The following is a 13,357-nucleotide window of genomic DNA, read 5'->3' as shown; positions in this document are numbered from 1 at the left end:
AATGAAGCTGACTAAGATCCGGCCTGCCGCGGCCACCGTGGCAGTACTGGCGATCACCACAGCAGTAACCCTCGCGGCCCCAACCGCTGCATCGGCGGATCCGCTCTCACCAGCCACGGGAGCAAGGATCCAATCCTCAGGCGATCCGTCCCCGGGGTCGGGTGGGACCGTCTACTACGTCGACTCCGCCAACGGAAACGACTCGAACTCCGGGACATCGGCCGGTTCCGCTTGGCGCACCCTCGCCAGGGTCACGACTGCATCCTTCTCAGCTGGCGACGTCATTGCCTTCAAACGAGGGCAGACCTTCACCGGCACGGCGACAATCGATCACTCGGGTAACTCGTCCAACTTCATCGTCGTAACCGCCTATAGTTCGGGCACGCAGCCGGTGCTTACCAACCCCGGCGGCCTCAACATGCTGAAGATCGACGGCGCATACGTCAAAGTGGACAACCTCGCATTCACCGACGGCGTCGTCTTCGACAACTCCGACGGGCTCGGGATCACCGGGACCAAGTACGAGACGAGCGGTGCTGTCGCAGTCACCAGCAACGGCACAGGCGTGATCGTCGAGGACAGCACATTTACCGACGTGGGCGTCGGCGTGAAAACGTACGGCCAGAACTCCAAGGTGCAGTACAACACGTTCCGCGATCTCCGCATCGCATTCCGCGGCATGGACGCTGGCGCAGAGACCTCGTACGGTGCACTCGGCGTATCGGCCAACAACAGCGGTATCGAGATCGCCTACAACGACTTCATCAACTGTCGGAGCACCAACAGCCCCTACGGAGCGGACGGTGGCGCCATCGAGATCGAGGGCTTCCTCCACCAGAAGAACAACATCAGCATTCACCACAACTATTCACGCGGCTCGCAGGGGTTCCTGGAGGTGACGGAAACCAGCTCGAGCAACGTATCACTGACGTACAACGTCAGTGACGACTACCAACAGTTCATCGCGTGGGACACAACCACCACGCCGTCTGGATACCTCGCGGCGAACAACACGGTCGTGCGAAGCTCGGACTCCTCAACCCTCTTCGACCAGTACTACTACCGCGAGCCTGGCCCGGCACCTGCGAGCGGTTGGATCACCATCCGCAACAACATCTTCAAGACCAACGCGTCATTCAGCATCTTCAACTTCCCGCATGACCACAACCTGTTCGGGCCCAGCGTCAGCATGGCTTATCCGCTGGGCAGCGGAGACATCGTGGCTGAACCCGCCTTCGTCAACGCCGGTGCGCGCGATCTGCAGCTCACCGCAACCAGTCCGGCCGTGGACAACGGGGCCGCGTCCACAAGCTCGAGCGACCTCCGCGGAAGCGCGGTTGGAGTCGGGCAGGGGGTGGACATCGGGGCCATGGAGTATCAGACCCCTCCCGCCGGCGGCGCGAACATAGTGAGCGACCCGGGATTCGAGAGCCAGACGACGATCGGCGCCGCCACCACCCCATGGTGGTCTGAGGGGAGCCACAGCGCGGGTGTCGATGTAAATCAGGGCAAGTCGCGCAGCGGGCAGGACAATGGTTGGCTCGCAACATCCGGGACGGGCTGGGGCGCGCTCCGCCAGACGATCGCGGTGACAACGAACAGCACCTACCGGGTGACGGTATGGGTCCGGACATCGGCAAACGTCAACAACGCTTGGCTCGGCGCAAAGACCACGTCGGGCTCGGTGCTCGGAGAAGTCCGTCACGGTCAGGCCGCCGGCTACACCCGTTTCATCGTCACATTCAACACCGGCGGCAACTCGACAGTGGTACTGCACACGGGTACGTGGGGCGCGGGAGCGGGGACCTGGATGCAGATTGACGACGTGAGCCTGCAAAAGCTCTAGAAAGCGCGGCCTGGGGGGCGGGTGGAGCGCCCCCCAGGCCGTTCGGGATTCCGAACGTGCGCCACGAAAGCCCGTCCACATCGCTCGCTCGACGCGCGCCCCGCATCGTCCCGCCGACCGAAGAACCCTGGCGCGACCTGCAGATGCTCCGTCCGCTGTGCCCGTGACGGCTGGCAACGCTGCACCGTGGTGGGTGTGGTGGATTAGCCTGCGCCGCCGCGGTAGCCGCGTTGTGCGAACGGCCCGCCCTGGAACTCGAACTCGTCGACATCGACGTCCGCGGCGAACAGTTCGGCATCATCGGCGGCGGCGTAACCGACAGAGTCGATGGCGTCATCGACCCACCAGCTGCGTCGGTTCGCGGACACCCCATACAGCACCCGCATTCCCTGAGGTGGGTTGTCCAAGCAGCGGTCGAACAGCTGCACCGCGTCGGCCGGGCTCAGCCAGGTGGCCAGCTGCCGGGCGTTCTCGGGGGTGGGACGGAAGCTGCCGATTCGGAGACAGGTCGCGGCTAGCCCGTGCTTCTGGGCGTAAAGATGCGCGACGTTCTCGCCGAACAGCTTGGTGACGGCATACATGGAATCGGGAGCCGGCGGGGTGGCCGGGCCCAGTTCTTCACCGGGACGGTACATCCCCACCACGTGCGCGCTGCTGGCGTACACGACATGCCTGACCTTGGCTTGCCGAGCGGCTTCGAACACGTTGCGGGTGGCCCAGATGTTGGCGGCCATCAGATCACCGAACGGCGCCTCGTCGGGGATCCCCGCCAGGTGGACGACGGCGTCAGCGCCGGCGACGAGGCCGGTGACGTCCTCGTAGCTCGTGAGGTCCACGCGGTGCGCTTCACCGCGCCCGGCGGGAAGCGCGGTGAGGTCGGATCTGACGATGTCCCGGTCGGGGCGTTGCAGTCCGTCGCTGAGCACGGAACCGAGCCGTCCCGCGGCGCCGGTGATAACGATTCGCATGGTCATCCTTCCCGTAGCACTCGCAGGGTGCGTGCTGCGCGCCCCGCGCGGACCTCCGTATAGCTGAGCGCGGTGGCGTGCAATCGCCCGGCCAGGCGCTCCGCGGAGTGGCGGGCCGGGGCGCCGAGCTGGTCCAGCCAATCCTGGGGCAGGGCGGCCGCCAAAGCGCCGCAAATCGCTCCGGCCATCGCGGCGATGGTGTCGGTGTCTCGCCCGAAGTTCGCGCCGTACTCGACCGCAGTGCGCACATCGCCACGGGCGAGCAGACTCAGCGCGAGGGCGGCCGGCACGGTCTCCAGCGAGTCGCAGAAGATGGGCCGATTGAACCGGAGCTGGTACTGCTCGCGGAATCGTGCGTAGTCGGGGCTGTCCGCTGCGAGCGTCACCGCCTCTTCGGCGGCGCGCCGCATCAGGGATCCGCTGTCTGGCCGGGGTGCGTCGAGTGCGGCCGTGACGCAGTCGTCGATGTCGGCTCCGGGCGACTGGGCGGCCGCGACGGCGGCGGCGATCATGCTGGCAGCGTCTACGCAATGGTCCGCGAGTCCGGTGTGGATCAGCGCGCCAAGGTCTTGTGCGTGATGGGCGGCGGCGTCGGGATCGCCGGCGTGCAGCAGACCGACCGGCCAGATGCACATCGCCGAGCTCGAGCTGGGCATGTTGCCTGCGGCGACGTCGGCGGGACGGTATCCGGAGGCGAGCTTCTCAAGCAGGTGCAGCACCGACGGGAAGAACTTGTCGCTCTTGCCGAGGATCTCCGTCCGGTGGGCGAGGATCCCCGCGGCCCACTCGTCGGGTCCGGCACTGCCGCCGGTGGCGATGAGCGCCTCGGCAAGGATCGTCGCCATCAGCGAATCGTCGGTGCCATCACCGCTGAACTGGGTCACCCAGCCGAACCTCTCCTGGATCTGCGTGGGGGTGAGGTTCTCGGTGGGCGTTCCCATCGCGTCCCCGACCCGGGAGGCGAGTATGGTGCGCACGAAGGCGGGTGAGGGTGCCGATGCGTCGGACATCATGGTGTCCTTTCTGGTTGCCAGGCGCCAAGCGTGTCCAGCACGAGGCGCATGAATCGGTCGTGGTCGAAGCTGGCGACGATGCGGTGGGGCCCGTCCTGCCCGGCCAGGTAGGGGCGCGAACGGCTCGGGCCGTCGCTGATGTCGACGCGGACGCGACCGTCCCGATAGGTGGCCAGCGTCGGGTCAATTAGGATCGCCGCCGCCAGCACGTCGTGGAAGTTCGCTCCGGGCCAATCACGCGAGTGGGAGATCCACCGCACCCAGGGGACGGCGGTCGCTGCCAGATGACGAACCAGCGGGTGCGGGGCGGCGGACAGCACAGCCACATCTTGGAGGGTGAGCCAGGATTGTCGGCTGACGTCCAGCGGCAGCAGGGTGATGGGCGCGTCGGTGGAGAGCACCAGGTCGGCGGCTTCCGGATCAACCGCGAAGTTGAGCTCTCGCAACCCGGTGGGCCCGGTGAACGCCCCGCCGAGCACCACCAGCTGATGCGCGCGGGCCAGGGTGCCGGGGTGGCGTCGTTCCAGTCCGGCGAGGTTGGTGAGCGGTCCGATGGCGAGCAGTGACAGCGAGTCGGCCGGGTGGAGGTGGAGGAGCTCCGTAAGCGCGTCGACGGCTTGGGTCGGGTCCGGGTCTCCGGGCAGGGGAACGGTGGGCGTTGTCCAGTAGAGGTCGACATCGTCCGTGCTGCTGCGGGCGTCCATCTGGGCGCGCCAGTACCCGGCCGGTTCCCCCGCGGCAGTGAGAGCACTGTCGTAGACGGGGGTTTCGGTGCCTGACAGTGCTGCCAGGCTCGCGGCGACTCGCGCGCCGATGTCGTGGGCGACATTACCGTCGACCACTGTGACCGCCTCGACGTGGACGTCAGCGCTCGCCCAAAGCAGGCCCAGCGCGATCCCATCGTCGACGTCCGCGGCGATCTGACCGTTGCCGGGGTCGCAGTCCACGACCACCCTCATGGTTGCCTCATCTCCACATTGAACGGTTCCTTGGCGATCAGAGGCACCGTCGCGTTCTCCGCGCCCCTCGCCGGGTGAGTGCCGGAGTGGCCAAGCAGCAGCCGCGCGCCTGCGAATAGCTCGTCGCATAGAAGTTGCCTGCTGGTCTCGCTGGCCGCGGCGTCCTGGGTGATCGCGAACACGCCGGTGAGCAATTCTCGCGTGTCTTTAATCGCGTCTCCCGCGAACACGTCTCTCCCGTCCGCGGTCGTAACGGCGAAGCTGAGGTGGCCGGGGGTGTGACCGGGAGTAGCGAGGACCTCCACGGGACCGACCTGATCCCCACCCGCGACCAGATCCAGCCGCCCGGTGGCACGCAGGTGCGCGACCGTCACGGAGTCGACGTACGGGCTGGTCGCACCGCCGGTGACCGCCCACGCATACTCCTCGGCGGTCATCACATACCGGGCGTTGGGGAAATGGGGCGCTGCGCCTAGATGATCCCAGTGGGAGTGAGTGAGCAGCACCGCGGTGACATCATGACGGTCTGCGCTGAGCTCGCCAAGCCATTGGTCCCACAGCGCGCGGTAGCCGGGGCCGCCCGTGTCCAGAAGGAGCAGGTCGTCGCCGTGCACCACGATGCCCACGCTGCTCCAGCCCAGGCTGCCGTAGGTGGGTGAGAGCGCCGGGACACCGGGGCGGAAGATGAGGTGGGGGACGTTCATCAGCGTTCGCGTCGCTCCCAGGGGTGATCCGCCGTGTAAGTCTTCGTTGCGTCCGGGTCGAATTGGAACCCCAGCCCGGGTTGAGTGGGCAGCACGGCGCGGCCGTCGGTCACTGTGAGCTGGTCGGTGACAAGGCGACGGAAGTTGAGCACTTGGTCGTCGGCGAAGAACTCCACCCAGGATGCGTTCGGGGTGGATCCGACCAGGTGCACGTGCAGGTCGTGGAACCAGTGGGGGGCCATGCTCACCCCCTGGGCGTCGGCGATGGCGGCGATGCGGCGCCATTCGGTGATGCCGCCGCACACGGCAGCGTCGGTCTGCAGCACCTGCACACCGCCGCCGGCGAGCAGTTCGGCGTGACGCCAGCGGCCCGCTTCGATCTCGCCGGTTGCGATGGGGATGGGTGTGTGGGCGGCGAGGGTGGAGTGCAGGCGGGCGTGGTCGGGACTGAACGGCTCTTCCAACCACGCCGGTCGGTACGGGGCGAAGGCTTCAGCGGCGCGGACCGCGGACCACAGGTCCGGCCAGGCGTTGTTGGCGTCCAGCATCACCTCCACCTGGGCGCCGACGGCATCGCGGACGGCGGCGAGCCGGGTGACGTCGTCGGCGACAGCGACTCTGCCGACTTTGATCTTCACGGCAGTGAACCCATTCGCGACGTGCTCCGCGGTCTCCTGGGCGAGCTGATCGGGGCCTTTCCCGTCCAGGTAGTAGCCGCCGCTGGCGTAGGCGGGCACGGAGTCTCCGAGCATACCGCCGAGATGCTTCCACAGCGGCTGGCCGGCGGCGCGAGCGTTGCGGTCCCACAACGCGATGTCCAGGGCGCTGATGGCGCGCATGACCGAACCGGTGCGCCCGTGCAGCAGCGATTCGCTGTACATCCGTCCCCACAGCCCGCTCACCCGTTGCGGGTCCTCACCCAGCAGCACCGGTGCCAGCAGGTCGAGTACCGCGTGGGCAACGAGGTGACCAGCGGCGTGACCGGCGTAACAGAACCCGATCCCGGTCAGTCCGTCGTCGGTGTGGACTCTCACCAGCCCGTAGTGACGGTCGTCAACGGTGCGGGTGGAAAACCCGGTCCGGCTGTCCAGTGGAATGACAGCGGTGGCGGCTTCGACGGCGACGATCTTAGACACGGGTGCTCCGGGCGGATGAGAGGGCGGCATCGACGACGTCGACGGTGAGGGTTGCGAGTCCGGTGATCTCGCAGCTGACGCTGTCGCCGGCGGTGATGTGCGCGGCGCCGGGGGTTCCGGTGGAGATCAGGTCCCCGGGGTGGAGGGGCATGAGGTCGCTGTGGAAGGACACCAGGTGATCGGGTGGGAACGACATGTTCGCGGCGATGTTGCGGCGGACGAGGGTGCCGTTCAGCTTCGTGGCGACCTGCAGGTGGGAGACGTCGCCGTCGCAGGCAGCTTCCACCTCATCGAGCGTGATCAGGTCGGCCCCGAGCACGAGGAAGGTCGGGGAGTTCTTCGCGCGGGTGAGGAACCGCGGATTGCGGCGGAGCACGCTCTCTTCGGTCTGGTCCAGGATCAGGCAGATGCCGGCCACGTAGTCACGCCATCGGGCGGCGGGAACATGCCGGGCGTGTTTGCCGATGACCAGGCCGAACTCCGCTTCGCTGGTGGTGCCGGTCGATCCGTGCGGGATCTCGATGGGTCCGCCCGGCTCGGTGAGCGTGTGCGCGCCCTTGAGGAACGATGCCGGTTCGGTGGGGGCAGTCTCGTCCAGGTCGCCGGCGTGCTCCCGGTAGTTCAATCCGATTCCCCAGAGCTTCCCGGGGTGCTGGATTAGTGTTGCCGGTTCGGTCGCGCGTCGCGCGACGGTGGGAAGCATGGTTAGGTCGATGTGCTCGGGGCGGGCATGTCGGGAGAGCACCCCGTGGCGCAGCGAGTCATCCAGCGGGCGGGTCGCGTCGACGACTGCGTAGGTTTCCTCGTCGCGCACGGCGACGGTGGCGGGGGTGCCGTTCAAGATGGCGGTGCGGAGTCTCATGGATGTCTTTCGGTCAAGGCAGGGCGGTGACCAGGCCACCGTCGACGAGAATCGACTGCCCGGTGAGGTAGGACGCGGTGTCGGAGAGCAGGAAGGCGGCTGCGTCGGCGAACTCGGCAGGGGTGCCGTACCGTCCGGCGGGAATTCGGCGGATGGATTCGGCGCGAACATCGGTCGGGTCGCCGCCGGTGCGGGCGGCGCGGGCAGCGTCCAGGGACCGCACCCGGTCGGTGTCGATCCGGCCGGGTGAGAGCATGTTGATGGTGACCCCGGCCGCCATGAGTTCCGGAGTGAGGGACTTCACCAGCGCTAACACTCCCGCCCGGTACACGTTGGACAACAGCAGCCCGTCGATGGGCTGCCGGACGCTAGAGGATCCCACGACCACGATCCGACCGAACCCGGCGGACACCATGCCCGGTCTCACTGCGCGGAGGGCGCGAACGGCGACCATCAGGGTGCCCTGTCCTGCGTCGTGCCAGTCGGTGTCGGTGAGCTGATCGAACCCGGCCGGTCTCGGGCCGCCGCTGTTGATCAGCAGTCGGCGGATCGGGTATCGGTCGGCCAGTGCCGCCAACTGCGCGTCGAACCCTTCCGGTTCAGTCGCGTCGACGGCGTGAGCGTCAGCGTGTCCGCCGCTTTCGCGGATGCCGGTGACCAACGCAGTGAGCCGGTCGAGGTCCCGCGCCAGCAGGTGCACGTGGATCCCGTCCGCGGCCAGCCGCTGGGCGGTGGCGGCGCCGAGCCCGCGGCTTGCTCCGAGTACGAGGGCGTGGCTCATCCTTTGCTCCCGGTGCTGGCGACAGAGGTGGCGAAGTAACGCTGCGCGTAGAGGAGGACGGCGATGGGGACGAGGACGGTGACCACACAGCCGGCGAACATCAGCCCGAAGTTCACCTCGAACTGGCCCGCGAATGATGCCAGGGCGACTGGCGCTACCGTTAGTCGCGGGTCGGTGGCGATCAGCAACGGCCACAGGAAGGACTGCCACTGGAACACGAATAGCAGTTGCGCGGCGCTGACCAGCGCCGGCTTGGACATGGGCAGCACGATGGTCCAGTAGATCCGCAGTTCGCTCATGCCATCCACCCGGGCCGCTTCGATGAGCTCGCGGGGGATGCCGAGGAAGAACTGACGCAGCAGGAATATCGCGAACCCATTGCCGATGCCAGGCAGGATCAGCCCCAGGTAGGTGTTGTTCAGCCCGACCGCTCGGAACACTTCGGCCAGCGGAATCGCGACCGCGTCGAACGGGATGAGGAAGCTGACCACGATCACCGCGAACAGGATGCTGAGGCCGCGAAAGTTGAAGATTGCCAGGCCGTACGCGGCCAGCGAGGACAGAAGCAGCCCGACCGCGACGGACACGGTGACCACGAAGACGGAGTTGAACAACGCCAGCGGGAACGAGGATGCGAACAGGGCGGTGAAGTTGTCCAGGGTGACGGGGGCGGGCACGATGGCTTGCCAGGTGAGGGGGAACAGGCCCCGGAAGATGCCTGACGGCGGTTTGAATGCGGTCAGCGTGATCCACAGCAGCGGCAGCACGGAGACCACCGCGGCAACGACGGCGGCGATTGTCCACAGCCGCCGCACCAGCGGTTTGCGCAGCGGGTCATACAGTTCGTACATCAGTCGGTTCTTCCCGGGAGCAGGCGGAACTGGACGGAGACGATGGCGATCACCAGCGAGACGAGCAGCACGGTTTCCGCTGCCGCCAGCGACAGGTCGCCGAATTGGTAGGCGCGGGTGTAGATCTCGTACATCACGAGGTCGGTGGAGCCCTCCGGGCCGCCGCGGGTGAGGATGTGCACCGGCGCGAAGACGAGGAAGTTCGCGACGGTGTCGGCGACCAGCACGAACGCGAGCGGCCTGCGCAGCTGCGGCAGGGTGACGTTCCAGAACGTCGACCACCATCCGGCGCCGTCGAGGGCGGCCGCTTCGGTGTACATCGCGGGGATGTCCAGCAGCCCGGCGATCAGGAACATCATCCAGTAGCCGACGCCGATCCACGACACGATCACGATGATCGACAGCAGCGCCTGATTCGGGCTGCTGAGAAACGGTTGTGGCGGAATGCCCAGCACGGCCAGAAACCCGTTGATGGGGCCGTCCGGTCGCATCGCGACGCCCCACACGATGGCGGAGACAGCCTGCGGAACAGCGGCGGGAAGGAACACCATCACCCGCCAGCCACGGACCCCGCGCAGCTTCTGGGTGAGCAGCACCGCCAGGGCAAGGGCGAGGAAGATCTGCAGCGGGTTAACGATCAGCGAGAACAGCAGGGTGACTCTCACCATGTTCGCGAACCCGGCATCGGCGAATAGGAACCGGAAGTTTTCAAGGGTGAGCTGGGCCAGGTCTGTGCCGCCCGGGGGAGTGAAGCTCGTCAGCGCGGCAGCGGTCATGGGCCAGATTCGCAGCAGGATCAGGGCGAGAAGCGCCGGTGCGAGGAAGGCCAGTGCCAGGCGGGCTTCGCGGCGGCCGGTGCGCCGCCGCCGTCTCCGGGCCCCGTGGGGGTGCAGTCGGGGCTGCACCCCCACGGTGTCGTGGACGGATGTCCGGGTGGTGGTCATGCTCATCCCTCGGGCACCCGACCGAACGCGGCCGACAGGTCGTTCTGCGCCTGGGTGAGCCGTTCCTCGGCGTCCGAGCCGTTGCGGATGTCGGCGAACGTCTTGTTCATGATCTCTTCGAAGGCCACGTATCCGGTGGTGCGGGGACGGTGGATGGCGGTGTTCTCCAGCTCGTAGGAGACCAGGTCCGAGATTTGGGGCGCATGGCCGCCGGCCAGCTCGGGCAGCTTGGCCAGGTAGGCGTCCATGGTGGCGTTGTTGGCCGACGGGATGGGCTTGCCCTCGATGGTCAGCGCGCTGCCCTCGGGGTCGAGGGTGAGGTAGCGAATGAAGTCCCACGCCGCTTCCTGCTTGGTTGAGTACGGGTTGACGCCCAGCGCCCACCCATCGGTCGGTGTGTACGCCTCGCCGTCTGCGAACGCGGGCATCGGCGCCACGCCCCACTCGAGATTCTCCGTGCCCGCCAGCAGTGCGGCGTAGACGGGGGTGCCGACCAGGAATGCCAGGTTGCCGTCAGTGAACAGCGGCGGGATCTGGCCAGGTTCGATGGCGCGCGGGGACAGCCCGGAGTCGAACGTGTCGTGGTACCAGTTCATCGCGTCGACCCAGCCGTCGTTGACCAGGTCGGGGGTGAGCATGTCGTCTCCGGTCAGGCCGGGTCCGCCGCCAAGGGATTCGGGCAGCGTCTGCAGCTGGTAGTAGCGATCCACCTGCTGGAACGAGAAGCCCCACTGTGCCCCGGCGGCCTGCGCCTCAGCGGCCAGGTCGGTGAGCTCCTCCCAGGTGAGCCGGTCCGCGGGGTCGGCGCTGGGAGCGGGGATGCCGGCGGCGTCGAGCAGGGTTGTGTTGTAGTACAGCACCTGGGAGGACGTCCACAGCGGCAGCGCCCAGACCTTGTCGTCCCAGGTGACCGCTTCCACGGCGCTGTCGCTGACGATCCCCTCGTAGTCGCTGGCTTCGCCGGGGTAGGGGACGACGTACTCGCTGGCGCCCAGGAAGGGCACCCGAGGCTCGTCGACCATGTACAGGTCCAGGGAGGCGTCCTTGGAGGACATCCTCGCCTGGATGGTGCTGTTGAACTGGGCGAACGGTACGGCGTTGTAGACGATGGTGACGTTCGGGTGGTCCTTCTCGTAGGCGTCGATCGCTGGCTGGAACGCGGAGATGTCTTCCGCGCCAAGGAATTGCAGTTCGATCGGGCCGTCGTCAGGGGTGTCACCGCCTACGGCGCAGGCGGTGAGGGTGGTGGCGGCAAGACCGACCGACAGCATGCCGGCGGCGATGCGGAAGCTTCGGGTATTGCTCATGTCGAGACCTCGCTGTCTTGATTGAGGGTTGTCAGGGAGTTGTTGTCGATTCGCGGACGATGAGGCGGGCGGGAAGGCTGTGCGTGCGGGCGGGTTCACCTCCTTGGATCAGCTCGAGAAGGGTGCGCATCGCCGCTCCGCCGAGCTCGGTGGTCGGCTGCGCGATCGCAGTGATCGACGGCGTGAGCAGGGAGTAGAACGGGTCATCGTCGTAGGCGGCGATCCCCATACCGCCGGGTCCGATTCGCACCCCGCGGGCGCGGGCTGCTTCCAGCGCGCCGAGGGTCATGCGGCCGTTGCTGACGAACACCACATCCGGGGCAAGGTCGGCCTCGAGCAGGCTCGTCATCGCGACATAGCCGGACTCGCGTTCGAAGTCACCCACGGCCACACGCGCCGGCGAAAGCTCCATGCCCTTCAGACGCAGTGCCTGGCTGAACGCATCGAACCGGTCGCGGCCGTTCTTCAACGTCGTCGGTCCGGAAATGATCGCCGGGCGGGTGAATCCGCTCGCGCACAGGTGAGCAACCAAATCGGTGATTGCTGGGGCGGGGTCTGCGGTGACCAGGGGAGCGTTGACATTCGCTACGCTGCGGTCGATCAGCACGATCGGCACGCCGCGGTCGGCGACCTCCCTTATGTAGTTTGAGGCGGCGTCGGCGGGGTTGAGGATCAACCCGTCCACGCGCTTCTCCAGAAGCTGCCGAATATAGAGGTTCTCCTTGTCGGCCCGCTCGTCGGAGTTGCCCAGCACCACGGTGTATCCGGCGTCGATGGCAGCGTCTTCCGCGGCCCGCGCCAGCTCTGTGAAGAACGGGTTCAGGATGTTCGACACGATCAGCCCGATCGTCCCGGTGCTCTCCGTGCGCAGCGACCGGGCCAGGGCGTTCGGCCGGTAGCCGATCTCCGCGATCGCCTTTTCCACGCGGGCGCGCACCGCATCCGACACCGGGCCGGTGTTGTTGATCACCCGCGACACAGTCGCAGTCGACACGCCAGCAGCAGCAGCGGCGTCGTGGATCGTAGGCATATCGCTCCAGGGTGTAAAGGTTTACAGTAAAGGATTACAGCGAATGGACTCGTTGTGTCAAGCGAGAGTTTCATCCGCACCCAGGCGAAGCAGAATCGTTCCAGCGGTTACCGAACGATGGTGTTCAGCGCGTGTGCGCTCGATCGGGGTCGAAGCGGCATTCCGCAGCTTCAGCCATGCCGGCTTCGAGGAGCTCAGCGCTGCGAGCGGCTACCTGGCGCTCGCTGCGTACTTGCTCGTAAGACTCGAGGGGTTACTGTTCACCCGAGACGCACGATCACATCCGACACCCCCAACGGCATGGACGCACCCGCAGATGCCAAGGTCCTTCCGCTCGTCACCGAGATCACTTCGACGCTGTTCGCGGAGGACGACGCCGCCTCGACTCCTGCTCAACGGCTTCGCAGACGCAATGTCCCGCGCCGGCCGCACTGCCTAGCCGCCTCATGCCGCGCTTCCACCACTCGGCGGGGACCTAACGTCCCAGCCGGGTCGGAATACACGGTGCCGGTGCTGGAGAAGAGGAACCTCCCGCTCCCGCGTGCCAATCCCACTCGCAGCAACGCCCATGTGGTGCGTAGGTTGTTCGCGTACCACTGCAAGGGCATCTGCATCGACTGCCCCGACGGCCTTGAACGCCGCAGATGGACGATTGCATCGAACGGCCCGTGCTCTCCGAAGGCGGAGACGACGGCGGCGTCGGCGGCCGCATCTCCCACGACCAGTGGCACCGAGGTCCCAGTGATCTGCGCGATTCGGTCTGCCGTCGTGGCGGAGGCGTTCGACAGCTCATCGAGCATCACGGCGTCGTGTCCGGCTTCGACGAGCGCAACGGCTGTATGGGATCCGATGTAACCGGCGCCACCGGCGAGCAGAACACGCATTCATCACTCCAGTCGCGTGATTGATTCACTTTCATAGTTACTTGACGACATAACTTTATATTGTCAATATAG

At 66.8% G+C, this 13,357-nt stretch carries 13 protein-coding genes; 1 reads left to right on the top strand and 12 read right to left on the bottom strand.

What is annotated here, in order from left to right; genetic code table 11:
• Position 1 precedes the first annotated feature (1 nt).
• The gene (locus HF323_RS08250) at positions 2-1,846 is read left to right on the top strand and encodes a choice-of-anchor Q domain-containing protein (RefSeq protein ID WP_169582074.1); all 1,845 of its coding nucleotides are present in this window, start codon (positions 2-4) and stop codon (positions 1,844-1,846) included.
• Positions 1,847-2,049: 203 nt separating this feature from the next.
• On the opposite strand, the gene HF323_RS08245 is transcribed toward HF323_RS08250, so the two are convergent.
• The 12 genes from HF323_RS08245 to HF323_RS08190 form a co-directional block, all read right to left on the bottom strand.
• Entirely contained in the window at positions 2,050-2,820 is a 771-nt protein-coding gene (locus HF323_RS08245) for an NAD(P)-dependent oxidoreductase (protein ID WP_169582073.1), read from the bottom strand.
• On the bottom strand, positions 2,817-3,824 hold the full coding sequence (locus HF323_RS08240) for an ADP-ribosylglycohydrolase family protein (RefSeq protein WP_169582072.1): 1,008 nt from the start codon (positions 3,822-3,824) through the stop codon (positions 2,817-2,819). Before HF323_RS08240 ends, HF323_RS08245 begins: the two co-directional genes overlap by 4 nt.
• A complete protein-coding gene (locus tag HF323_RS08235; RefSeq protein WP_169582071.1) occupies positions 3,824-4,786 on the bottom strand; it encodes a nucleoside hydrolase in 963 nt (320 codons plus the stop codon). The genes HF323_RS08240 and HF323_RS08235 overlap by 1 nt, the downstream gene beginning before the upstream one ends.
• Complete coding sequence (locus HF323_RS08230; protein ID WP_169582070.1) at positions 4,783-5,490, bottom strand: MBL fold metallo-hydrolase; 708 nt, start codon at positions 5,488-5,490, stop codon at positions 4,783-4,785. The genes HF323_RS08235 and HF323_RS08230 overlap by 4 nt, the downstream gene beginning before the upstream one ends.
• A complete protein-coding gene (locus HF323_RS08225) occupies positions 5,490-6,626 on the bottom strand; it encodes a mandelate racemase/muconate lactonizing enzyme family protein (RefSeq protein WP_169582069.1) in 1,137 nt (378 codons plus the stop codon). Before HF323_RS08225 ends, HF323_RS08230 begins: the two co-directional genes overlap by 1 nt.
• A complete protein-coding gene (locus tag HF323_RS08220; protein ID WP_169582068.1) occupies positions 6,619-7,488 on the bottom strand; it encodes a fumarylacetoacetate hydrolase family protein in 870 nt (289 codons plus the stop codon). The genes HF323_RS08225 and HF323_RS08220 overlap by 8 nt, the downstream gene beginning before the upstream one ends.
• Positions 7,489-7,501: 13 nt before the next feature.
• Positions 7,502-8,269, bottom strand: a complete 768-nt coding sequence (locus tag HF323_RS08215) for an SDR family oxidoreductase (RefSeq protein ID WP_169582067.1) — start codon at positions 8,267-8,269, stop codon at positions 7,502-7,504.
• The gene (locus HF323_RS08210) at positions 8,266-9,120 is read right to left on the bottom strand and encodes a carbohydrate ABC transporter permease (protein WP_169582066.1); all 855 of its coding nucleotides are present in this window, start codon (positions 9,118-9,120) and stop codon (positions 8,266-8,268) included. Before HF323_RS08210 ends, HF323_RS08215 begins: the two co-directional genes overlap by 4 nt.
• Positions 9,120-10,064, bottom strand: a complete 945-nt coding sequence (locus tag HF323_RS08205) for a sugar ABC transporter permease (RefSeq protein WP_169582065.1) — start codon at positions 10,062-10,064, stop codon at positions 9,120-9,122. The genes HF323_RS08210 and HF323_RS08205 overlap by 1 nt, the downstream gene beginning before the upstream one ends.
• A gap of 2 nt (positions 10,065-10,066) precedes the next feature.
• The gene (locus HF323_RS08200) at positions 10,067-11,371 is read right to left on the bottom strand and encodes an extracellular solute-binding protein (RefSeq protein ID WP_169582064.1); all 1,305 of its coding nucleotides are present in this window, start codon (positions 11,369-11,371) and stop codon (positions 10,067-10,069) included.
• A 31-nt stretch (positions 11,372-11,402) separates the two neighbouring features.
• Positions 11,403-12,401, bottom strand: a complete 999-nt coding sequence (locus tag HF323_RS08195) for a LacI family DNA-binding transcriptional regulator (RefSeq protein WP_169582063.1) — start codon at positions 12,399-12,401, stop codon at positions 11,403-11,405.
• 392 nt (positions 12,402-12,793) lie between these two features.
• Positions 12,794-13,285 (bottom strand): NAD-dependent epimerase/dehydratase family protein, encoded by a 492-nt coding sequence (locus tag HF323_RS08190; RefSeq protein ID WP_169582062.1) that lies wholly within the window; start codon positions 13,283-13,285, stop codon positions 12,794-12,796.
• Positions 13,286-13,357 lie beyond the last annotated feature (72 nt).

It is taken from the genome of Microbacterium sp. MF43, assembly GCF_012847295.1.
Lineage (GTDB): Bacteria > Actinomycetota > Actinomycetes > Actinomycetales > Microbacteriaceae > Microbacterium.
The sequence above is the reverse complement of the archived record's forward strand: the minus strand, read 5'-3'. Positions and strand labels throughout refer to the sequence as shown.

What these genes read in the sequence shown, in the direction of transcription:
- HF323_RS08250 (WP_169582074.1), top strand. Translation starts at nt 2, where the DNA reads ATGAAGCTGACTAAGATCCGGCCTGCCGCGGCCACCGTGGCAGTACTG.
- HF323_RS08245 (WP_169582073.1), bottom strand. Translation starts at nt 2,820, where the DNA reads ATGACCATGCGAATCGTTATCACCGGCGCCGCGGGACGGCTCGGTTCC.
- HF323_RS08240 (WP_169582072.1), bottom strand. Translation starts at nt 3,824, where the DNA reads ATGTCCGACGCATCGGCACCCTCACCCGCCTTCGTGCGCACCATACTC.
- HF323_RS08235 (WP_169582071.1), bottom strand. Translation starts at nt 4,786, where the DNA reads ATGAGGGTGGTCGTGGACTGCGACCCCGGCAACGGTCAGATCGCCGCG.
- HF323_RS08230 (WP_169582070.1), bottom strand. Translation starts at nt 5,490, where the DNA reads ATGAACGTCCCCCACCTCATCTTCCGCCCCGGTGTCCCGGCGCTCTCA.
- HF323_RS08220 (WP_169582068.1), bottom strand. Translation starts at nt 7,488, where the DNA reads ATGAGACTCCGCACCGCCATCTTGAACGGCACCCCCGCCACCGTCGCC.
- HF323_RS08215 (WP_169582067.1), bottom strand. Translation starts at nt 8,269, where the DNA reads ATGAGCCACGCCCTCGTACTCGGAGCAAGCCGCGGGCTCGGCGCCGCC.
- HF323_RS08210 (WP_169582066.1), bottom strand. Translation starts at nt 9,120, where the DNA reads ATGTACGAACTGTATGACCCGCTGCGCAAACCGCTGGTGCGGCGGCTG.
- HF323_RS08205 (WP_169582065.1), bottom strand. Translation starts at nt 10,064, where the DNA reads ATGACCACCACCCGGACATCCGTCCACGACACCGTGGGGGTGCAGCCC.
- HF323_RS08200 (WP_169582064.1), bottom strand. Translation starts at nt 11,371, where the DNA reads ATGAGCAATACCCGAAGCTTCCGCATCGCCGCCGGCATGCTGTCGGTC.
- HF323_RS08195 (WP_169582063.1), bottom strand. Translation starts at nt 12,401, where the DNA reads ATGCCTACGATCCACGACGCCGCTGCTGCTGCTGGCGTGTCGACTGCG.
- HF323_RS08190 (WP_169582062.1), bottom strand. Translation starts at nt 13,285, where the DNA reads ATGCGTGTTCTGCTCGCCGGTGGCGCCGGTTACATCGGATCCCATACA.